This is a genomic window from Trichococcus sp. (genome assembly GCF_055118575.1).
This window is the reverse complement of sequence record NZ_JBSQPW010000021.1, coordinates 12,988-35,951: the sequence shown is the minus strand read 5'-3', so window position 1 is coordinate 35,951 and position 22,964 is coordinate 12,988. Positions and strand designations below refer to the sequence as shown.

At 47.2% G+C, this 22,964-nt stretch carries 18 protein-coding genes and 1 pseudogene; 1 reads left to right on the top strand and 18 read right to left on the bottom strand.

The genetic code is table 11. From position 1 onward, the window contains the following. Positions 1-196 precede the first annotated feature (196 nt). The 18 genes and pseudogenes from greA to gshAB all read right to left on the bottom strand — a co-directional run bounded on the left by greA (position 197) and on the right by gshAB (position 21,435). Complete coding sequence (gene greA, locus ACTCCX_RS07385; RefSeq protein WP_463275398.1) at positions 197-676, bottom strand: transcription elongation factor GreA; 480 nt, start codon at positions 674-676, stop codon at positions 197-199. Positions 677-929: 253 nt separating this feature from the next. After that, complete coding sequence (gene udk / locus ACTCCX_RS07380; protein WP_324292051.1) at positions 930-1,586, bottom strand: uridine kinase; 657 nt, start codon at positions 1,584-1,586, stop codon at positions 930-932. A gap of 15 nt (positions 1,587-1,601) precedes the next feature. Next, positions 1,602-2,774, bottom strand: a complete 1,173-nt coding sequence (gene mltG, locus ACTCCX_RS07375; RefSeq protein WP_463275397.1) for an endolytic transglycosylase MltG — start codon at positions 2,772-2,774, stop codon at positions 1,602-1,604. Between the two features lie 275 nt (positions 2,775-3,049). Next, the gene (locus ACTCCX_RS07370) at positions 3,050-3,388 is read right to left on the bottom strand and encodes a DUF1292 domain-containing protein (protein ID WP_463275396.1); all 339 of its coding nucleotides are present in this window, start codon (positions 3,386-3,388) and stop codon (positions 3,050-3,052) included. Positions 3,389-3,474: 86 nt separating this feature from the next. Further along, positions 3,475-3,891 carry a Holliday junction resolvase RuvX gene (gene ruvX, locus ACTCCX_RS07365; RefSeq protein WP_463275395.1) on the bottom strand — a complete coding sequence of 139 codons (417 nt, stop codon included), beginning with the start codon at positions 3,889-3,891 and terminating at the stop codon, positions 3,475-3,477. After that, positions 3,888-4,157, bottom strand: a complete 270-nt coding sequence (locus ACTCCX_RS07360) for an IreB family regulatory phosphoprotein (RefSeq protein ID WP_086941762.1) — start codon at positions 4,155-4,157, stop codon at positions 3,888-3,890. The genes ruvX and ACTCCX_RS07360 overlap by 4 nt, the downstream gene beginning before the upstream one ends. Positions 4,158-4,367: 210 nt before the next feature. Then, positions 4,368-7,019, bottom strand: a complete 2,652-nt coding sequence (gene alaS / locus ACTCCX_RS07355; RefSeq protein WP_463275394.1) for an alanine--tRNA ligase — start codon at positions 7,017-7,019, stop codon at positions 4,368-4,370. A gap of 321 nt (positions 7,020-7,340) precedes the next feature. Next, positions 7,341-8,447 (bottom strand): DUF7278 family profilin-like fold-containing protein, encoded by a 1,107-nt coding sequence (locus tag ACTCCX_RS07350; RefSeq protein ID WP_463275393.1) that lies wholly within the window; start codon positions 8,445-8,447, stop codon positions 7,341-7,343. Between the two features lie 121 nt (positions 8,448-8,568). Next, the gene (gene recD2, locus ACTCCX_RS07345; protein WP_463275392.1) at positions 8,569-11,055 is read right to left on the bottom strand and encodes an SF1B family DNA helicase RecD2; all 2,487 of its coding nucleotides are present in this window, start codon (positions 11,053-11,055) and stop codon (positions 8,569-8,571) included. 123 nt (positions 11,056-11,178) lie between these two features. Next, positions 11,179-12,303: a tRNA 2-thiouridine(34) synthase MnmA gene (gene mnmA, locus ACTCCX_RS07340; RefSeq protein WP_463275391.1), complete on the bottom strand. Its 1,125-nt coding sequence runs from the start codon at positions 12,301-12,303 to the stop codon at positions 11,179-11,181. Between the two features lie 137 nt (positions 12,304-12,440). Further along, positions 12,441-13,034, bottom strand: a complete 594-nt coding sequence (locus ACTCCX_RS07335; RefSeq protein WP_463275390.1) for a TraX family protein — start codon at positions 13,032-13,034, stop codon at positions 12,441-12,443. A gap of 102 nt (positions 13,035-13,136) precedes the next feature. Continuing rightward, positions 13,137-14,428: pseudogene (locus tag ACTCCX_RS07330) on the bottom strand (O-acetylhomoserine aminocarboxypropyltransferase/cysteine synthase family protein). Between the two features lie 151 nt (positions 14,429-14,579). Next, positions 14,580-15,155: a xanthine phosphoribosyltransferase gene (locus ACTCCX_RS07325; protein ID WP_463275389.1), complete on the bottom strand. Its 576-nt coding sequence runs from the start codon at positions 15,153-15,155 to the stop codon at positions 14,580-14,582. 260 nt (positions 15,156-15,415) lie between these two features. Then, complete coding sequence (locus ACTCCX_RS07320) at positions 15,416-16,192, bottom strand: formate/nitrite transporter family protein (RefSeq protein ID WP_463275407.1); 777 nt, start codon at positions 16,190-16,192, stop codon at positions 15,416-15,418. Positions 16,193-16,465: 273 nt separating this feature from the next. Beyond that, the gene (locus ACTCCX_RS07315) at positions 16,466-16,813 is read right to left on the bottom strand and encodes a cysteine desulfurase (protein ID WP_463275388.1); all 348 of its coding nucleotides are present in this window, start codon (positions 16,811-16,813) and stop codon (positions 16,466-16,468) included. A gap of 55 nt (positions 16,814-16,868) precedes the next feature. Continuing rightward, positions 16,869-18,011: a cysteine desulfurase family protein gene (locus ACTCCX_RS07310; RefSeq protein WP_463275387.1), complete on the bottom strand. Its 1,143-nt coding sequence runs from the start codon at positions 18,009-18,011 to the stop codon at positions 16,869-16,871. Between the two features lie 30 nt (positions 18,012-18,041). After that, positions 18,042-19,133 (bottom strand): hypothetical protein, encoded by a 1,092-nt coding sequence (locus ACTCCX_RS07305; protein WP_463275386.1) that lies wholly within the window; start codon positions 19,131-19,133, stop codon positions 18,042-18,044. Positions 19,134-19,143: 10 nt separating this feature from the next. Further along, complete coding sequence (gene gshAB / locus ACTCCX_RS07300; RefSeq protein ID WP_463275385.1) at positions 19,144-21,435, bottom strand: bifunctional glutamate--cysteine ligase GshA/glutathione synthetase GshB; 2,292 nt, start codon at positions 21,433-21,435, stop codon at positions 19,144-19,146. Positions 21,436-21,630: 195 nt separating this feature from the next. On the opposite strand from gshAB, the gene ACTCCX_RS07295 reads away from it, so the two are divergent. Continuing rightward, complete coding sequence (locus tag ACTCCX_RS07295) at positions 21,631-22,902, top strand: replication-associated recombination protein A (protein WP_463275384.1); 1,272 nt, start codon at positions 21,631-21,633, stop codon at positions 22,900-22,902. Positions 22,903-22,964 lie beyond the last annotated feature (62 nt).

Sequence of the window (22,964 nt, the reverse complement as noted above, 5' to 3'; positions counted from 1 at the left end):
TCCATTATAGATTAACCGAACTGATTTGACAGTGCGCTAAGGGTGGATAGTGTGATAGGACTAAAGTCGTACTGTCCCAATGATTGCATCTACCCTGTCATTATACCTGAAGACTTGGTTCAAAACACAAACAAATAGAGGATAGGCCAAAAATCACCCGAATGATTTTTGGCCTATCCTCTTGTTGATTGCTTTTCTAAGCTTGTTCCACTCTGACGATTTTCACGTTCATATCGCCGCCCGGTGTACCGATGACGACTTCTTCACCGATGCGCTTGCCCAACAAGGCTTTTGCGATTGGCGAATCATTTGAAATCTTACCCTCAAGCGGATCTGCTTCCGCACTACCGACAATGATGTAAGTTTCTTCATCGCCGTCAGGTAATTCAATGAAAGTCACTTTGCGTCCAAGCGAAACCAAATCGCTGTCGACGTTTTGGACCTCAATGATTTCCGCAAAACGGATCATTTTTTCCAATGTTGTGATGCGGCCTTCGACGAAAGCTTGTTCGTCTTTTGCGGATTCATATTCCGAATTTTCGGATAAATCTCCATAGCTTCTGGCAATCTTGATGCGTTCAACAATTTCTTTTCTTTTATTCACTTTTAAATCTTCAAGTTCAGCTTCTAATTTAGCTTTACCTTCAGCTGTCATCGGATATGCTTTTTCGATCATAAGAAATATGCCCCTTTTAAGTAATGATTCAATATACAATATTCCGGCACAGGGCTGCATTTCCTTTTTTTCTGTTGCTGGCTGACCTGGATAGTCAAACGGACCCGGGACAGGCAGCATGTCATCCAAAGGGAAATAATCATTTCCTGTGGCTCTACATCGTTTATTGTCTGCCTAATTAATAGTGAATATAAAATACCACTTAATTCCAGTAAAAGCAATTATATTTTTAAAATATCATAGGGATTTATTTTTATCCTGCATTTTCAGACAAAATTGAAGCAATTTTCGTGGTCATCAGATCGATTGCGACTTGATTTTGACCACCTTCGGGAATGATGATATCCGCAAATTTTTTAGTCGGCTCGATGAATTGTTGATGCATCGGTTTGACCACCGTCAGATATTGGTGGATGACAGAATCAAGCGTCCGCCCTCTGGACTCCATGTCACGTTTTATTCTTCGGATGATACGGATATCATCATCCGTGTCCACATAGACTTTGATATCCATCAAGTCGCGCAACCTTTGATCCTCCAAAATGAGTATCCCCTCAACGATGATGACTTCTTTCGGTTCGCGATGGATCACTTGATCGCTGCGCGTGTGTTTGGAATAGTCGTAAACCGGTTGTTCTATGCTTTCGTATTGGATCAATTTCTTCAGATCTTTGATGAACAGATCCGTATCAAAAGCAAATGGATGATCATAGTTTGTTTTCAGACGTTCCTCAAACGGTAGATCGCTCTGATCTTTATAATAAAAATCCTGTTCCAACAGCAAAATGGAAACATCGGTAAACTTGTCTAAGATGGCCCTGCTGACACTGGTTTTCCCGCTTCCCGATCCCCCTGTCACCCCAATAACGATAGGTTTTTTCACTGGTGTATTCTTCCTCTCTTCTTGCAGCTCACTTCATTCGGCTTATTCGCTGTCTACGTATTGGCTTTGCAATTGCAAATGTTCTTCATATGTCTCGGAAAAATAAACAATACCTGTCGCTGTGTCCGCTACGAAATACAGATAGCTCGTGTCCGCTGGAGACAGTGTGGCTAGAATGGATCCTTCGCTCGGACTATTGAACGGACCAGGCCCGATGCCTGTATTTCTGTACAAGTTATACGGTGAATCTACTTCTAGATCCTCATAGGTCACTAATTCCTTGTGCTCATTCAGTGCGTACAAAATACTGATGTCCGATTGTATCGGCATATCGATTTCCAGACGATTAAAGAATACGCCGGCAATGTTCGCACGATCTTCCGGAGTGACGCCTTCTTTTTCGACAAGTGAAGCGATCGTCAGAATTTCATGAAGCGTATGGCCCGAAGCAGCAATTTGCTCTGCGTATGGCGTAAGCACTTCGTTCGTCTTCTGCAGCATTTGTAAGATGACGTCATCCAGGGTGTTTCCGGCCATAAAATCATAAGTCGCCGGGTAGAGGTAGCCTTCCAAACGATAACGCGTGTCGGTCCGTTGGGAAGCTTCCGTCAAAATACCAGGGTATTGTGCAGCGGCATTCGCCAAAAATTCCGCATCATTCACTTTCGTCAAAAATTCCTCAGCTGTGAAGTCCGTTTTCTCTTCGACTTCCGTTGCGATTTCTTCGACTGTATTGCCTTCTCTTACGATGATTTTGTGATCGCTCGATTGTGGCACAGGACTGCCGCCCGCCTGGAGCGTCGCAATGATGTCATCCAGACTCATGGAAGGCGATAATTCATAAAAGCCCGCTTGGAAATCAGAAACGTTTTGGGTCTTGATGTAGTAGTTGAAGACGGTCGCGTTTTTGATGACGTTGCCTTCTTCCAACAGTTGTGTGATCCCTTTTGTGGAGGTGCCTATCGGAATTTCCACTTCGACGACTTCCGTACTTTCTGGCTCCAATGGCTGAAGTGCGTCTGTTATATATTTGTAGCCGGCAAAGCCAACGATGACTCCTAACAGAATCCCTATCGTTACGATTGCAAAAACAATTTTCCGAACTAGTGACCGTTCTTTTTTGCGTATTTTCATTTTGTCTACGGCTTCTTTCTCCAACGTAGGACGAATGAGTTTTTGTTGCCCTTGAGGTTCTTGCTGATCATTTTGTGACAAAGATAAGGCCCTCCTTACTTGAGTATATGGCTGTTTTATGTACTACTAGCCATTCGACTTCCGTAATTATACACGAAAAGCTATATAAATTGAATCTTTTTTGTTATTTGCATAGACATATCGAACATCTTGGACAGGATTCTCATCAGATTTTCAGTTCGTGTCCGCTTGGATTCCAAAAATTCGAAAAAGCGATCCAGCAACAAAAAAAAAGGATCCAGACAATATTATTTGTCCCGATCCTTCCTTGTTTTCCTTACAAGTCACTTACATTATTATTGAAGATCTTCGTCTTCCATAAATGTGTTCAGGACTTCTTCGATCATATCCCATTCTGCATCCGTTTCGATCGGCTCCAAATCGCCTTCTCCGCCATCTTCGGTTTCCACATAGGAATAAGCTTGCAATTCGATTTCTTCGTCTTCTGGAGCTCCGGCTGGATAAACCAGAACATACGACTTCCCGAAATCTTCGGATTCGAATGTGAACAGGATTTCGAAAAGCTCTTCATTCCCGTTCTCATCCACGATAGTAATGTGCTCGTGGTTATGGTCGTGATCGTGGTCATGATCATGGTTGTGGTCGTGGTCGTGGTCGTGATTATGTTCAGTCATGGTATGCACCTCTTTATCTAAATTATTGTTCTTACCGTTCAAACAAAAGCTATTGTAACGCAAACAGGACAAAAAAACCACTCTCTTTACTGGCTGTCCAGATAATTCTGCAGAAGGATGACTGCAGCAAGTTTGTCGATTACCTTTTTGCGTTTTTTGCGGGAAACGTTTCCTTCATTGATCAACATTTTTTCTGCTTGGACAGTGGTCAGTCTCTCATCAACGTAAGCGACCGGTAAACCCAACTCCTTTTCAAGCAAATTTCCGTAGGCAATGGAAGCTTCCGCACGAAAGCCAATGCTGTTATCCATATTTTTGGGCAAGCCGAGCACAAACTTCTCAACTTCGTACTGCTTAACCAATTCGGCAATCCGATCAAGGCCAAATTCTCCATTGGCCTCATCGATTTTGACGATTTCTATCCCTTGCGCTGTCCATCCCATCGGATCACTGATGGCCACTCCTACCGTTTTTGATCCGACATCCAAGCCCATGAGCCTCATTGGATGATTCTGCCTGTTCCAGAAAGATAGCTTTTCACTAATTCTTCCATTATTTCATCACGTTCGTGACGACGGATCAAGTTTCTGGCATCGTTATGACGCGGGATATAAGCTGGATCGCCAGAAAGCAGATAGCCCACAATCTGGTTGATGGGATTGTATCCTTTTTCTTCCAATGCGTCATAAACAAGGGCTAATGTCTCTTGTACATTCTTTTTGAGATTGTCATCAAAATTAAACAACATCGTTTCATCTTTCGAACTCATAGCGACACCCCAGTTTTCTTTAGTATATTAACCATTTTACAAGAAATCACAAAAAACTACAACAAAGAAATGCCACTGTCCTATCCCGAACCACATCAGGACTTGCCTGCTCCCCTTCTGTCTGTATATTCCGCATTTTTTTGCATGCTGATCGGACCAACAAACTGAGGCAGGCATCTTTTTTGGATGCCTGCCTCTGAGAAAGGATGCTTATTTTGTATTGTCTGCAATCCAGACCGCAACGTGCTTCAGCGCATCCGGGATGCCTGCTGGATTATTGCCGCCTGCTTGCGCCATATCCGGACGTCCGCCGCCTTTGCCTCCAGCAAATGGAGCGAGCGTCTTGATCAGATCGCCGGCTTTTAGGCCTTGATCCAACTTTTCTTGGGCCACTGCAGCCAGCATATGGACTTTACCGTCTGTTGCCGAAGCTGCCACAAATAAATCAGAGACAGCCTTTTGACGCCATTGATCAGCCAATTGACGTAACGCATTCATATCCTGGTTCTTTGTTTCATAAGTGATGTATGTTACGCCGTTGACGCTCTCCACATTTTCAAAGAGATTTTTGGCTTCGGCATTCATGATTTTTGCTTTCAAAGACTCGTTTTCGCCTTGCATCTCTTTCATTTCTTGCTTAAGTTGATTGATTTTTCCGGCTACTTCTTTCGTCTGTTGGGCTTTCACCAGTTGTGCCGCTTCGTTCAACTCGGCTTCTTTTGTGCGGAAATACTGATAAGCTGCCTGACCGGTCACTGCTTCGATGCGTCGGACACCTGCACCAATTCCGGATTCGGACAAAATCTTGAAGACACCGATATCCTGCGAATTTTGGACATGGACTCCGCCGCATAGCTCGACTGAATAGCCGCCGACATCGACGACCCGGACTTCTTTGCCGTATTTCTCACCGAACAACGCCATCGCGCCCATCTCTTTCGCTTTATCGATCGTTGTTTCGACTGTCACGACCGGTAAAGCTTCCCAAATTTTTTCATTTACGATCTCTTCCATCCGCACCAACTCTTCCGCTGTGACTTGGCCGAAGTGCGTGAAGTCAAAACGGAGCTGGTTCGGATTCACCAACGAGCCCGCTTGATTGGCATGATTTCCCAAAACATCTTTCAGCGCTTGATGCAGCAAGTGGGTTGCCGTATGATTTTTCGTGATGCTTCTTCTGCGGGATTCGTCCACGTGCAGAACATAAGTTTCATTCGAATGGATTTCCTTCAGAACACGTGCAATATGCATCGTTTGGCCATTAGGTGCGCGTTTTACGTCTTCGATTTCTGCAATCACTTCACCCGTTTCGGTTTCAATCGTTCCTTTGTCAGCGACTTGTCCGCCCATTTCTGCATAGAAAGGTGTTTCGCGGAAAATGATTTGAACGCGGTCTTCTGCAGAGGCTTTTTCGACGATGTCTTCGTGCGCCACCATCACGGAAAGTTCGGATGAAATTTTCGTTTGTGCATATCCGGAAAAAGTGCTCGGAACCAGCACTTCAGCCCAGACTGGGGATTGCACGGAGAAGGAGTCCTCCACTTGTCTGGCTGCGCGGGCGCGGTTGCGTTGCTCCTGCATCTCTTGATTAAACCCTTCCGTATCTACTTGGAAGCCTTTTTCTTCGGCATATTCGCTTGTCAATTCCAGCGGGAAGCCGTATGTATCGTAGAGTTTGAAGGCATTCGGGCCGTTTACGACCGTTTCTCCTTTTTCGTTCATCTCTTCAAAGACGCTATTCAGGATGTCCATCCCTTCGTGAATCGTTTCCTGGAATCGTTGCTCTTCATTCGTGATGACTTTGATGATGAAAGCTTGATCAGCTTTAACTTCTGGATAATAAGATTCCATAATATCTGCCACAACCGGAACCAATTCATTCAGGAACAACTTTTCGATACCCAATTTTTGGCCATGCATGACAGAACGACGGATTAGGCGACGCAAAATGTAGCCGCGGCCCTCATTGGACGGCAAGGCACGGTCCCCAATCGCAAAACTGACGGCGCGCACATGATCAGCGATGACTTTGAAGGAAATATCCAGCGTTTTGTTTTCGCCGTATTTCTTGCCGTCACTCAGTGTTTCGATTTTTTTGATGATCGGCATGAACAGATCCGTTTCGAAGTTTGTAGGTGTGTTTTGGACTACGCTCGTGACACGTTCCAGGCCCATCCCTGTATCGACGTTCTTGTGCGGAAGCGGCTCATAGGTGCCGTCCGGTTTGTGGTTGAATTCAGAAAACACAAGATTCCAGATTTCAAGGTAGCGTTCGTTCTCACCGCCCGGGTACATTTCAGGGTCTCCGTCAGGTAAATCCTGGAATGAAGGTCCACGGTCGTAAAAAATTTCTGTATCAGGTCCGCATGGGCCTGCCCCGATGTCCCAGAAGTTGTCTGCGATCGGAACGATATGATCTTCCGGCAATCCGACTTTTTCCTGCCAAATGCGTTTTGTATCCATATCTTCCGGATAATAGGTGACATAAAGCAATTCCGGATCGAATGCCAACCACTTTTCGTCCGTCAGGAATTCCCAAGCCCAAGGAATCGCTTCTTCTTTGAAGTAGTCCCCGATCGAGAAATTCCCCAACATTTCGAATAAAGTATGGTGTCTTGCGGTCACGCCTACATTTTCGATATCATTTGTGCGGATGCTTTTTTGGGCATTAGTGATGCGTGGATTTTCAGGAATCAATGTGCCGTCAAAATATTTTTTCAATGTTGCTACGCCCGAATTGATCCACAATAAAGTAGGGTCGTTGACCGGTATCAGCGAAGCACTCGGCTCCACTTTTGATCCTTTTGTTGCCCAAAAATCAAGATACATTTGACGGATATCACTGCTTGTCAGATTCTTCATTATTACCTTCCTTTTCTCTTCATGGTTTTTTTGAGTGAACAAAAATAAAAAACACCCCACTGCATACAAGGACGAATTACGCGGTACCACCTTGTTTGCAATGAAATGTTTTGATCATTCATTACCTCTCGGATCCGTTAACGCTGGAAGCGATAGTATTTCTACTATATTCACGCAAAGGGAGCATAAACGGATGTGTTTCCTTTCACCAAGCGGAAACTCTCTTTTTTTATCCATTCTTATATCCTCTGCTTCAATCAAAAACTAGTATAACCAAAATTCTGTCCGCATGCAAGCAGTTCTTGGGAAAAGCGGAAAGGGTCACATTTCTATGCGGATGGAACGTCTTGCACAGTAATACCCGGGTGTCAACAGCTCTTGCCGCTTCTCATTTAAAGCATCCACATGGTTTTCGTAATAGGTGGCGTAAGGCAGGAGTTTCTCCAGAATGTTCTCGGCTTGGATGGAAATCCAACCGCCTTTGACCAACAAGCCGTCTTCGACAAGTTCTGGTCCCCAACCCATGTTTGCGATTTCCAGACCGAACATATTTTTTTTGTAGAGGTGGCTGTCTTCCGGTTCGAACAGGTTGCGATGCAGCTGATTGCCCCAACGGAACAGCCTGCGGGTCGATGCCCCACAGCAATATTCCCATTCATCGCTGGACAGCAGCCCCATGCCGTCCTTCTCCAATTGCTTGCGCATCTCCGCGTAAGTTGTCTGGTAAGGCGCGAAAACGGTATACGAATCCAAGTCTTCGTTCTGCCGCAGGAAGAAGGAATCGTTCTCTACCAGATGCGCCGGAAAGTCCGCAAATACCGAGGAACCGGTTGCGCTTGGCATCAAAGCCTGATGGATAGCCTTCTCATGCAGATCGAACCAATCACGCTGGCCCTCAAATTTTCCATTTATGACTGCATAATTCCCGACATTCGTCATTCCCACATAATTCGGACTGACTTCCACCAATAGCGGGGGAATCTCCGTCGTCCGAAGCTGGGACATTTGGCTGTTGACCAAATCTTCCATTTCCTCCAAAGAATGGATTGGTTCATTTTTTTTCTTCATCCAATGATCGTCCTGCAAAAATTCGGCTCCCTGAACAGAAAGCTTCAGGCAATTTTCGATGGCAAGGTACATCTCTTTCCTGTCCGAGCTGATGTCCAGCGGGTCCAATCCGTTGATTCCGCTGTCCCATCCGAGTACGGCCTCCTTGTGCCCAGGCACAAATACAAACGGTGTGCCGTCTATGTCCACTGTAAACGTCTCGGTCTTGATTCCACCCATCTGATAATACGCAGGACGGATATCCGCGACAGGCAACAGGGGATTCACAAAATAACGGACAACGCTGCTGGCAAGAACAAGCTTGTGCTCCATCGGGATGTTCTTCCAGTTCGGATTCATCAATTGATCAAAAAGTTCCATTCTACCACTCTCTTCTTGTAGTTGTATTGGAAAACCAGTAACTTGCTTTACTGTCAGTATAGCAGAATAATGATTCAGCGAGTAGTTTAATCCTATCTCTGATCGGCTGACTTTCTCCCGGTTATTTTTCGTTCATGAACATTTCCGGCGTTACATTTTCCATGCCGATCATCGGATCGATGCTCCCATCGGAAATCTGTTCGCTGGTCAAGTGGTAGAGCGGTATTATTTTTGGAGTCTTTTTAATTTCTGTATTTATGTTGGCTGATCCGGTAGTCGATTCGGCAAGGTCAATTCCTGCAGCTTGCGGTTCCACTGCGCTACTCTCGGCAGATTCTTCCGCGGTAAAGACCTTGTCAGTGTTGATGTTCCGTTCCAGTTTTTCATGCAGCATCGTTTTCCGGATATCACCCGTGCTTACGACGGCCGTTTCAAAGGCTTGGTAATCCCCGCACAAAATCAATTTGCTTTTGCTTCTGGTGATTGCGGTGTAAAGCAAGTTTCTGCGAAGCATCCGCCCGTACTGCTTCACCATCGGCAGAATGACCATCGTAAATTCGCTGCCCTGGGACTTATGGATGGAACAACAGTACGCCAGGACGAACTTGTTCCAATTGTTGCGGTTGTAGGTGACCTCGACGGTATCGAACAGGATCGTGATCTGGTCGACCTTTTCCTCCGTTTCCTTGGCGAATTGGATGGCAGTGATTTCTCCCATATCTCCGTTGAAGACGTTATTTTCCGGCTGGTTGACCAATTGAAGCACTTTGTCGCCTACCCGATAGACGACATCGAAAAACGCGACTTCCCGCCTTTTTTTGTTCCCCTTTGGATTGAAGATTTCCTGCATCATCGTATTGATGGCATCAATGCCGGCAGCGCCTTTGTACATCGGCGCCAAAACCTGGATATCCTTCGCGGTGAAACCTTTTGACTTTGCCTTTTCGACGACTTGTCGGATCACCGGTTCGATCTGGTGGGTTTGGCAAGGCAGAAACGACCGGTCAGCTTGATTGTTGTGGAAATCACTTGGAAGAATGCCATTCTTGATTTCGTGCGCCAACGGGATAATCGAGGAATCGCCGGATTGTCTGAATATCTCATTCAGTTCGACTTGCGGCAACGATTTGCAGTTCAATAGATCGAATAACACTTGGCCCGGCCCAACCGATGGTAATTGGTCCTTATCCCCCACAAACAGCACCTGCATCCCCTGTGGCACAGACTTCAGAAGCCTGTGCATCAACCACGTATCCACCATCGAAACCTCGTCGATGATCAATAGCTTGCCTTCCAGTTCTTGCGTATAAAGCTCCTCGGATTCCTTTTCCTGGCCCGTCAAGCCCAACAAGCGATGAATCGTGCTGCCGGGCAGACCTGTCGTTTCCTGCATCCGTTTTGCTGCACGTCCGGTCGGAGCGGCAAGCAATATCGGGAAAAGTCCGTCTTTGTAATCGTGAGGGTCTTCCGGCAGATCGTTCAATTCGGAGAACATACGGACGATCCCTTTCAGAACGGTCGTTTTGCCGGTGCCCGGGCCACCTGTCAGGATGAAGAACGGAGAAAGCAAAGCTGATTTGATCGCTTCGATTTGGGAGGCGCCGTAGCGGATCTGCAGGTTAGCTTGCAGAGCCTCGATCTCCAGATCCAGATCCACTCCTGGATAAGTAATTTTCGTTTTTCGTTTCAGCAGCCTGTCAATCGATGATGCGATGCCTTCTTCGGCGAAGTAAAGGGACGGTATTGCGAAGCGGCTGTGGTCCTCGACCACTTTCATGTCCATCACCATCTCCATCAGGGCTTCGATAACGGGCGCATCCTCGATGATGAAGCGTCGGCTTTGCTCAAGCAAGTGGATCGTCCGCTCAAGCAATACGGTGCCATCGACGTACGTGTCCCCGTTCGACAGGCACAGTTCTTGGAGCGTCGCAAACAAGCCGCCCTTCAAACGGCTGCTGTGGTCCGGAGCGAAGTTCAACTCCTCCGCCAATTGGTCGGCTTTTTTGAAGCCGATACCTTCGATGTCCTCGAGCAGGCGGTAAGGATTCTCGTTCAGGACAGTCAGCGTTTCGGTGCGGTAGAAATGGAAGATATTCGCCGCCTGATTATTGGAAAAACCATAGTTCCCCAAAGCAATCAGGATTTTCTCGGTCCCTTGCGTCTGCATCAGGACATCGCGCATCATTTCCCTTTTCTTGGGCGTCAAACCGCTGATGCTTTTCAGAGCTTCCGGGTCATCAAGAATGACGTCGACCGCCGCTTCGCCAAAAGTCTCCACAATTTTTTCTGCCGTCCGTTTGCCGATGCCCGGGAACCTTTCTCCCGACAAGAAGGCAATCAAGCCATTCCTGGAGGTGGGTTTTTCCTGTTGATAGGAAGTGGCTTGGAATTGGACGCCGTATCTGGGATGCTCCACAACCTCACCGAAAAAGCGGTAGACTGTATCTTCAGTTATCTGCCCGAAGCTTCCCGTCACAACGATTTCATCATTCTTTTGCGGGAGATTCGATTCATTGACTGAAATCAGCATCACTTTGTAGAAATTACTCGCGTTTTCAAAGAAAATCGCTTTGATTTCCCCAACGATATAGCTTTGTTCTGTATCCATCCGGATGATCCTCTCCCTTTTTTCGAATTGTCAGACTTGGTACAAGATTCCTTAAGAACGATACCACAATTTCCGACCAAATTAAAGAGAGGTCGGAGAAAAAACCGGCCTCTCACTTTTCAATTAAATATATTGAAGCACGCTTTCGGCTTGGTAAGCCTTGTCGATCGTTCCCCCACCAAGACATTCCATACCGTTGTAAAACACAACAGCTTGACCAGGTGTGATGGCACGGACCGGTTCCGCAAATTCAACACGGGCAGTTGTTTGGTCTTCGTTCAGATAAACTGTTACCGCAGTGTCCTTTTGGCGGTAACGGAATTTGGCTGTGCAGGTGAAGACTGACGGTTGCTTGCCTTCAGATGTGAAATGGATATCGGTGGCATCCAGACTGTCGGCATACAGATTCTCATGGTGATAGCCTTGGCCCACGTAAAGGGTGTTGGTCGCCAGGTCCTTACCGATTACGAACCAAGGATCATCGGATTCCCCGCCGCCGCCAATTCCCAGACCTTTTCTTTGCCCGATCGTGTAGTACATCAATCCGGCATGTTCACCCATCACATCGCCGCCCAACGTGACCATTTTCCCCGGGATCGCCGGCAGAAAATTCGTCAAGAATTCTTTGAAGTTCTTCTCACCGATGAAACAGATGCCTGTCGAATCTTTTTTCTTGGCTGTGGCCAAACCTGCTTCTTCAGCGATACGGCGCACTTCCGGTTTTTTGATTCCGCCAAGCGGAAACATCGTTTTGGACAGTTGCTCTTGGGAAAGCTGATTCAGGAAATAGGTTTGGTCCTTATTGTCGTCCACTCCTCTGAGCAGATGAGCGGTGCCGTCCTCGTCTCGGACGACTTGCGCATAATGCCCGGTTGCGACATAATCAGCACCCAGTTCCATCGCGTAATCCAAGAAAGCCTTGAATTTGATTTCTTTATTGCACATGACATCCGGATTCGGCGTCCGGCCCTTCTTATATTCATCCAGGAAATATTGGAAGACCTTGTCCCAGTATTCTTTTTCAAAATTGACGGAATAATAAGGGATACCGATCTGTTGTGCGACCGCCTGAACATCCTTATAATCTTCCGTTGCCGTACAGAATCCAAATTCATCGGTATCATCCCAATTCTTCATGAAAATGCCAATGACGTCGTAGCCTTGTTCCTTCAAAAGCAATGCTGTGACAGAAGAGTCAACACCACCGCTCATTCCGACCACCACGCGTATTTTTGAATTGTCTTGCATGCCTATCACACCCTTACTTGATTTGTGTATTTTCTCACTTCTTACATTATATAAGTAACATCCGATACAAAGAAACAGTTTACACCATCCCGGCGCATATTTCAAGCTTTCGTGCCTTTATGCTGACAACCCGACGGTCACATCAGCCTGGCGATAAGCATGAGGACAATTTGGTGGAGCGGATAGTAGGCATAGCCTGCCCATTTCGGCAGCGGTCTGACAGCGATCGTGACCGGCGCCAGCATCGGGATGAGCGCCATGGCAGCAAAGCCTTGCAGGGAGGGGAATTGCAGGGCATTCACCAATAAGAATAGGGCAATGCCCGCTCCGGCATGCTTTTCCGACAGCACATAGATTGTCCACCCCATCAAAAAGCCATACAGGCCGTATTCGGTAAAGTGGACCAAAAGGATTGCCGGCAGGATGAAACGGTAGTCTTTGATCGACAAGGCAAACAGAGCCAATGTGAAGAGGATGTTGAAGAAATTCCCCGTTTGGGCGGTGATCGGCATGCTGACGACCCCGGTCAGGACCAGCCGCAGCAGATACTTGCGGAAATCACGCGTCTCCTTTACCCCTTTCACGGTTGTATACAAGAAACAGGGGAAGGCGATCCGCCCGATTACGCGCAGAAAAAGGAACGAAGGGAACAAGTAATAGCCGATATGGTCGATCGTCATCGTGATGACCGCAATCCATTTGATGAGTGCCGTTTTGTTGTTGTACGCCATCCTCTCACTTCCGTTCTTCTCAAAATAAAACTTTCGCACTAAAGAAAACAAAGCAGAAAACCTTGGAGGGATTTCTGCTTCGTTCGTTAGGGACACTGCCGATCAGACTGTATAAGGTTTTGCGTCCAGATTGAGCTGTGCCAATGCCTGCTCGATGTCTTCGATGATATCGTCAACGTTTTCCAATCCCACCGAAAAGCGGATCAGGCCCGGTGTGATGCCTGCTGCCGCCAACTGTTCATCGGTCAGCTGTCTGTGGGTTGAACTTGCCGGATGGAGCACGCAAGTCCGGATGTCGGCCACATGCACTTCATTGGATGCCAGCTTCAGGCTGTCCATGAATTTGATGGCATTTTCCCGGCTGCCTTCAATGGAGAGCGAAATGACGCCGCAGGTTCCCAGCGGCAGATATTTCTTCGCCAATTCGTGGTACTTGTCCCCCTCCAAGCCCGGATAATTCACAAATTCGATTTTTTCGGATTGTTTGAAGTATTCGGCGACTTTCAAGGCATTGCTGCAATGTCTGTCCATCCTTACAGGCAGTGTTTCAAGGCCCAGATTCAATAAGAAAGCTGCATTGGCAGCCGGGTATGCGCCCATATCCCGCATCATCTGTACCCGCGCTTTGGTGATGTACGCAGCGTTTTCGAAGCTTTCCGTGTAGACGATGCCATGGTAGGAGTCATCCGGTTCGGTGAATTCAGGGAAATTGCCGTTTTTCCAGTCAAAATTGCCGCTGTCGACAATGACGCCGCCCATCTGTACAGCATGGCCATCCATGTATTTCGAAGTGGAATGGACCACGATATCGGCGCCGAACTCGAAAGGTCTGCAAAGGTACGGTGTCGGGAAGGTATTGTCCACGATCAAAGGCACGTTGTTTTGTGAGCGATCGCTGCCCATTTTTCGATATCCAGAACGGACAGAGCTGGGTTGGCGATGGTTTCGCCGAATACAGCCTTCGTGTTCGGTCTGAACATTTTTTGGATCTCCTCTTCAGGCAGTTCCTGGTCGACAAATGTGCAGTCGATGCCGAAGCGCTTCAAGGTCACGGCAAACAGATTGATGGTTCCGCCATAAATGGAGGCGGTGCTGATGAAATGGTCGCCTTCCTTCAGGATGTTCATCAGACTGATCATGGTGGCTGCCTGACCGGAAGTCGTGCACAAAGCCCCTACGCCACCCTCCATCGCCGCGATTTTCTCTTCCACGGCCGCAACAGTGGGATTGGAGATGCGCGAATACATGTGTCCGGCAGCCGTCAAATCGAATAGTTTCCCGATATGCTCCGTCGAGTCATACCTGTAAGTCGTGCTTTGGTAAATCGGCAGCGCACTTGGCTCCCCGTTCCCTGGATGATACCCTTCATGCAAACATTTTGTTTCAATTCTCATCATTGAACCTCCTCATTAAGATAACGCTCATAATCTCATGCATATTTAACATTTTACCACAATTCCGAAAGGCTTTGTGGAGATATTGAAGCCGAATCGAAAGAACCTTGAAGCACAAAAAAAGACAGAGATTATCTGTCTTCCTGACTTGCTATTCTTCGATGAACTGGACCGTGCCGTTTTCAAAAGCCTTGATGCGGGCCAATGAATAGACATCCATGCCTTGCTCTTCCAAAATTTTTCTGCCTTTTTGGAAAGATTTTTCGATGACGATGCCGACGCCGGCGATTTCTGCGCCAGCCTGCTTGCAGATCTCCATCAAGCCGTTCGTGGCTTGACCATTTGCCAAAAAATCATCGATGATGAGCACATGATCATTCTCATCAAGATATTGTTTCGAGATTGTGATTTCGTTGGTGACATCTTTAGTGAAAGAGTAGACGGTGGCCGAATACAGATTATCCCGCATCGTCAGACTTTTTTGTTTTCTTGCAAAGACTACCTTCACGCCCAATGCCAACCCTGTGAAAACGGCAGGCACGATGCCGGATGTCTCAACCGTCAGAATCTTGGTGATTTTTTTGTCGGCAAAATAACGTGCAAATTCATCCCCCAATTGTTGCATCAATACCGGATCGATCTGATGGTTCAGGAAATTGTCCACCTTCAGCACATTGTCCCCCAACACGATGCCGTCCTCCAATATGCGCTCTTCAAGCAATTTCATAACAAAATCCTCCCTAATCATATTTCAATCTATTTATCAGCCGCTTACGACAGTTGGCTGGTATGACCTGCTAAAATAACAAACAACAGTAAAACAATACAGATGTTCTTCGCATTTGTCAACCATCCATAAGCCTTATCGCCTTTTCCACTAACCATAAACCCGGAAAAACGAACAAATTCCCATCCGGACATTCTTTTATACGTGAAAAAACGGGAAGGATCCGTCAGCCGGATCCTTCCCGTTTCTAGTTGTGAAGCTTAGTCTACGTATACTTCGGAATCTTTGTTCATCCATGCGTAAAGCAAACCGATAAGCAGTCCACCACCGATGTAATTTCCGATCATAGCGAAGAACCAGTTCGTCAGTACGCTGCCGACCGTCATCCCTGGTAAAGCCCCGCCGAATGCGAAAAACGCAAGGCTGAAGGAAGAAAAGTTGGCGATAACGTGCTCAAAGCCTAAAAAGGCAAAGATGAAGATGATGAAAATGGTCGAGAATAATTTGCCCGCGTCATCTTTCATATGCGCGCTGACAAATACCGTCGTATTCACGATGACATTCGCGAAGATACCTTCGGCTACCATCTGGATAGGCGTTTTGATCAATTTGCCTTCAACTGCATGGAAAAGGAAGTGCTCAGCCGGCAAATCTTGGAAAATATTCGTGAATGACATGATGAATGATGCGATTGTGCCACCGATAAGGTTGAATAGGATACAAGCGAATAAAATTGCTAAAGCTCTTTTGGGCGCCAAAACCTTGCGGTAAACGGCTGCTGTCATGTACATCATGTTGGATGTACCCAATTCCGTGTTCATGTAATTGATCATGACCAAAGACCATGCAAACATGAATGAGTAGAAAAATTTCCCGCTGCCGGGCAGCATGTGTTCTGCTTTTTCAGCGACCATCACAGCGATTGATGTCCCCAACGTCAAAAACATACCGGCAAGCATACATCTGATGAAATATTTTACTTGTGAAGTCTCAAATAAATGTGACTTCTTTAGGGCGCTTTTATCAACTGTAGTCATGGCTGCGCCTTGATATTTTTGTTCCACTTTCTTCATCTCCCGAATTGTTTGTGCGATTCTGAATAAGTATATCATATTTCATAGGAATTGGAATGAAAAAAATAGCGATTTATATAATTATATTAATGCACTTATAGTGCGTATCGTGTTCTTTTGGTGCACATGGATAAAAGCGGATCACGATTTTTATATGAACGCAAAAAATGACCGGCCGTAAGAATAACTCTTACCGGAACCGGTCTGTTGATTTCATCTGTCACCATTGTTTTTGGATCACTCCGCCGCTTGAGTCAGGACACCATTTTCGGCTAAACTTTCCAAAATATATTCCAGCTGTTCTTTCGCAGCCGACATGGTTTCCTTACCGTAAACATCCACCGTCTGCAAGCCGTTGCTCGTCGTGGTGGAGACTTTCAATGTCTTCAGATCGGAAGCGACGACAATTTTCACTTTGATCCCTTGCTTGTGCAGCACGCTTGTATCCAAATCGCGGACCAATTGGTAATTGCCGTTTTTGGTTTCCTCGAAGCCGTTGTCGCGCAAAGTGTAGCGTTTTACCTGTTCATTCAATTGCAAAGTTTTGCCGGATCCCTTTAAAGTTACTTTTTTTTCGAATGCCATATGCAGTCCTCCAAGATAACGTTTTCCCTATCATAACACATTTTTATTCTTTCGTTCAGACGTTCTTGTATTGCTTATTGTGGATGCTTTGCAGCAAGGCAATCAAAGTGTCCACCTCATCGGTCGTATTATCCGAACCGAACGAAATGCGCAAAGATTCTGTTGCGCGTGGACTGCCCTTTCCGAACATCGCTTCCAACACGTGACTCGGTTCGAGGCTGCCTGCTGTGCAAGCGGATCCCGCAGCCAGCATGATCCCTTTCAGATCGCACTGGATCAGCATTTTGTCGGAGCGCATGCCGGGCAGCCAGATGCTCAGGATATGCGGCACCCCTTCACGATAGGCTCCGTTGCTCTCAAACGGGATTCCACTCTTTTCAAGTCCGCTCAGGAAATAATCGCCCAGTTCTCGTTTTTTACGGTTGCCCATTTCCCGTTCTGCTTCCATCAACGTGACCGCCTCAGCAAAGCCTCTGATGTATGGCGTATTTTCTGTTCCACCGCGGTGATCATTCTCCTGACTGCCGCCATGGATGAAATTAGGCAGATGCAAGCTGTTTTTACGGTATAAAAATCCGATCCCTTTTGGGCCATTGATTTTATGTGCGGAAACCGACAGCAAATCGATCTGTTGTTGCCCGACATCAATCTCCTCGCTGCCGTAAGCCTGAACGGCATCCGTGTGGAAAATGACTTTTCGCTCCGACAATAACGCTCCTATTTCAGCAATCGGATTGATGCTCCCCACCTCGTTGTTTGCATACATCAATGAGACAAGGATCGTATCCTGCCGAATCGCATCCTTCAGCGACTGCAGCGTCACTTTTCCGGTTTTGTCCACCGGCAGATAAGTCACCTCAAAGCCTAACGTTTCCAGATAATGCATCGGATGAAGGACTGCATGATGTTCCGCTGCGGAAGTGATGAGGTGTTTGCCTTTTCCCTTCAGAGCCAAGGCAGTCGGTATGATGGCTGTATTGTTGGATTCGGAGCCGCAGCTTGTGATGATGATATCAGCCGGATTGGCTTTGATGGATGACGCAAAAATCCTGCGGGCTTGGTCTATATGCTGCCTTGTCCGCCTTCCGAGCGCATAGGTGCTGGAAGGATTCCCGTAATCTTCGATAAGAGACTCCTGAATGACCGCAACAACTTCTGGTCTCACCGGCGTAGTAGCGGCGTGGTCGAAATAAATCAATTTGTTTCCTTCTTTCTTTCACTTGTCTTTCTAATGTTCAAAATAACTGTTCAGCCATCGGTACAGGAGCAGTTCGACGCTGTTGTCCGAATCCTGATCAGAATCTTCAGCAGCTGTCGGACCTTTTCCCAACAAGTTCTTCGCTGCTTCTATATCAGCATGACAGAAAAACGCATAGGCCGCCCTGATTCTGTTGTTTGCACTCCAATACCTTTTCAAAACGGGCTGGGCTTGTATTTGGCTGTACTTCTCTTCTGCCGTTCCAATCCGTCCAAAGAGCGCATCGCAAAACAAAGATTCCATCAAATAAATCGGCCAATAAACCGACTCTTTGACCGGGCGATTGTCCGAAAAAGTCTGCAGCAAGCTATCGGCTTCTTCAAAATTTAATTTCCCCAAGGCGCGAACATAAGCGACCATGTAGAAGTAATCCACAAGGAAGCTTTTTTGGTATTGCGGATCCCTTAAACATGCAAAATAGGCGTCTGGAAAATCAGTAAAAGGCACCTTATCCTCTATGAGCTGCGCCATTTCCAGTTGTCGGAACAAGAGCTCGCGCGCGTGCAAGGAGCGGCTTGCTTCCTTCACTAAGGCTCCATCATTCTGCGCTTTCGGCAACAAATTCGATAAAGCGATCCAGACAGGCACAAGACTGAACAACACGAACAGAGAGCCCACCTTCAGCTCCATCAGATATGCTGAACTGTAGAGGGCTGCTCCCGTCAAAGCATTGGTTAGAACCCCACCCAACAGATAAGCGCGATAAGGCAATTCAGCATAGTCTCCTTTCGGCGGTGCCATCAAGCATTGGCCAGCCAGCATAGGAGACGCAGTCTGAATATGATGCAAGCGATGATCTGATTGGCTGTACTTAAAATGCCTGATTTGAAAACTGACCAGCCGATAACCGCTCAGTTTTCCGAACAGAAAATGTCCCCCTTCATGAAGAAGGATATGCACATAGATGGATAAAAATAGGCCTACCGACAGCATCGGAATAAGCAGGGGCTCAAATGAGGAAAGCAGTTCCCAGTCACTGAAGCCTTTCGCGATCAGATACCCATAAACCATGATGATGGTTATCGCAATGTAACTGGCAATTCTCAGAAATGAATTTTTCATAAAATCCCCCTTACTCTTCCTCCAGTTGCATTTCCGGGAACAATAAGCGCAGAATTTCCATCGTCAAACGTCGGCTTTTCCCTTGGTACGGATAAATGTGGATCAGCATGGCGGGATTGAAATTCGCCTCGATCACCCCATAATTCGGCTCCGTTTGCGCAGCTGGGACCAAATGATCCGGAATGATGATATCCACTCCACAGACCGCCACACCCAGTGCAGCTGACATCTGCACAGCCAACTGTTTGTAGCTGTCATGCATCTGATCCGTAACGTCAATCGAATCTCCACCGGTGCTGATATTGGAATTATCCCGTAAGCGTACTGTCTCTCCTGCCGGCGGGATACTGTCGAAAGTATAACCTTGGCCTTGGATCGTCAACTTTTCGAGTTCCCCGGTCCCGATCAATGCCAACGGCGTACGGTGATTTTTTCCGCGCAGACTGTCCTTGTTCTTCTCCTCGACCAATTGACGGATCGTCCGGCTGCCATCGCCAACGACATTGGCTGGCACACGCAGCAAAACGGCCTTCGTCTCATTGCCGATGACAAAGAAACGGTACTCGGTGCCGGACAAGTAATCTTCCACCAGCACATCCTCATCTTCTTCAAATGCCATATGGATGGCTTTCTCATAATTCTCAAAGGAAGCGCCCTCTTTGAAGATGGAAATCCCCAGACCATAGTTCGTGGACTTTGGTTTGACGACGATGCCTTTGCCGGCAAAGATTGGATAGTCGCGCAAGGCTGCTTCCGCAGAATGGTACTCACCGCTGTCAGGAACCGCAAATCCGTTCTCCGCCAATATTTTTTTGGTGACGACTTTGTTTTCCATGATGAGTGGACCGATGTAGCTGTCCTTTGCTGTCATGTTGCCTTTTTTTACATATTCCCGATGATCCTTGTAGGTCAGCGAGATGAATTGGTCATAGCGGTCGAGCATGTTGATTTTCAAACCTTTTTGGATAGCATCGAACAGCAAAATCTGCGTGGAAAGCTCCATGTCTTCAAAACCTCTCAAAGCATAAGGGCGTTCCCAGGCAGCCTCTTTGTATTTTTTTGCTAAGGCTGCGGCCCAAACTGTTTTGTCCTTTGCGGCTTCCACCGCGTTTACCATCCGGCCCGCAACTGTTTTGTCCGGATTGCGGAAAGCTTCGATTTTTTCTTTGACGATTGCGCTTAGATTCTCTTCAGCGCCGATCACTGCCAGCATATCCAGCATGCCCTCTAGGAAGGCCAGCCCTTCTGCTTGGAATGCGGACGGCTGCAAAGGATTCTCCAAAGCGGTGCTGTAGTTCATTTCTTTCCCGATTTCCATCTCCGCTTCGCTGGCATCCTTCTCGATCCACAATAAATAGAGCAAGAAATAATGGATGAAATACATGTCCTCTTTGTGCATGCCGAACTCGGCAAATGGATTCAGATCGAACAACCTGAATTCGAGGTAGGCAATCCCGTTCGTCAGCAAATCACGCGCTTTGTTCGCCCCCCTGAAACGGACAGTCGAATAAAATTCTTTTTCTGCAATGAGCTTGCCGCTGGTTACCATTCCCTCGATATCCTGCACATAGGCATCGATCGATTCGAAGGAGACCTGCACGTCTGCTTTGTTGACGTATCCGTACTTGCTGCTGCGGATGCTTCTGGTGTACCTGTCCAAAGGCAAATCATGCTGGCTTTCTTTTTCGAAGTAGGTACTGTCTGCGGATATGGAGCCGCCCATAAGGTAGGTCATGATCCATTGGTAACGGATGAAGTTATGGGCCATCTTCAAGTAGACATCCGATTGGAACTCCTTGAGCGTCCCTGTGTAACCAGAGAGCTGATGAAGTTCCTTGATAAGGGCAGGATTCAGTTCGAAGTTGAAATGGATACCACTGACCATCTGCTTCTTGTTCCCGTAAACCGATACTAGGTATTCCCGGTACGCGACATCATCCGCATTATCCAACTTGGCTACCCTGATTTCTTCACTTGGCGGCATGGTCGGCGGGATACTGCAAGGCAACAGATATTCATCTTCGGGTAAAGAACGCAGCACGACATCATGGATAGCCGTCAGCCATTCATACATTTCCTCGATCGATTGCACCGGTGGTGTGATCAATTCCGGTTGGCTTTCAGCAAAGTCAGTCTGTATGTAAGGATGGAAACTGCGGTTCCCGAATACCGTCGGGTGGTTTGTCTTGGCGATTGTGCCATCACCGGTTATCCGTTGGCTTTCTTTTTCGATTCCAAAAGAGGCTTTCGAAAATAATGCCGATAATTTATGTGTTAAAATGATCTCTTTGAAATCTGTCATTATGTACGCTCACTTTCTGCTCCCAATTTTCAATGTATTCATTATAGCTTTTCTGCTTGTAAATAGTAAAGATGTTGCTTGGTTTTCTTTCAACCAATTTTCACAAACCCGCAGAAAGGGATACCCTTGCGAATGTTTGTTCTTTTTTGTGGGATAGCATATAATGGGGGAGAGAAAAAGGAGCGGAGAAAAATCATGAAACAACCTTTAGCATACCGGATGCGTCCCGTACACATCGATGAAGTCATCGGCCAGAGCCATCTGGTGGGTGAGAATAAGATCATCCGCCGCATGGTCGATGCCAAGATGCTTTCGTCCATGATACTGTATGGCCCACCTGGAATCGGCAAAACGAGCATCGCGAGCGCCATCGCCGGATCGACACATTCCGCTTTCCGGCAACTGAACGCCGCCACTGATACAAAAAAAGACCTCCAGATTATCGTGGAGGAGGCCAAATTTTCCGGCCAGGTCATCCTCTTGCTGGATGAGGTGCATCGATTGGATAAACCCAAGCAGGATTTTCTCCTGCCCCACCTTGAAAGCGGTCAAGTCATCCTGATCGGCGCCACCACCGAAAATCCGTACATCAGCATCAGTCCCGCAATCAGGAGCCGGACCCAAATTTTCGAATTGAAGCCCCTTACTACAAAGGACGTCATAGTGGCGCTGCAACGGGCAATTGTTGATGAAAAACGCGGGCTGGGAAAAGAAAAGATCGCGATTGAAGAAGACGCCTTGCTTCATTTCGCAAGGAGCACGATGGGCGACGTCCGCGGTTCGCTCAACGCCTTGGAGTTGGCTGCCCTCTCCACCAAACCGGATGTGGACGGCACCATCCGCATCACCTTGGCTATCGCTGAAGAATGTGTCCAAAAGAAGGCGTTGGTACACGATAAAAACGGCGATGCCCATTACGATGTCATTTCAGCATTTCAAAAATCGATCCGCGGCAGCGATGTCGATGCCGCTATGCATTATTTGGCCAGGCTATTGGAAGCCGGCGAATTGCTGATCGCCTGCAGACGGTTGATGGTTTGCGCTTATGAAGACATCGGCTTGGGCAATCCGCAAGCTGTGTCCCGTACCGTTTTGGCCGTTCAGGCAGCTGAAAAGTTAGGATTGCCGGAAGCACGGATCCCCTTGGCAAACGCTGTCGTCGATCTTGCCCTTTCGCCGAAATCCAATTCGGCTTATCTTGCCTTGGACAGTGCTCTGGCGGATGTGCGGGCCGGGAAATCCGGTGACATACCGGACAGCCTGCGTGATGCCCATTACAGTGGTGCAAATAAGTTAGGCCGCGGCGTCGGTTACCAATACCCGCACGATTTCCCGGACCATTGGGTCAAACAGCAGTATTTGCCGGACTCACTGAAGAATCGACGTTACTACGAGCCGGCTGTGACGGGAAAATACGAGCAAGCCTTAGCCAACCAATTGCAGCACCGCTTCAACAAAGATTCCTGAGTACAAGCTGGTAGCGTTTAACCCGTTGCTGCTGTTATGTTTCTGGATTGAAACTCATGTAT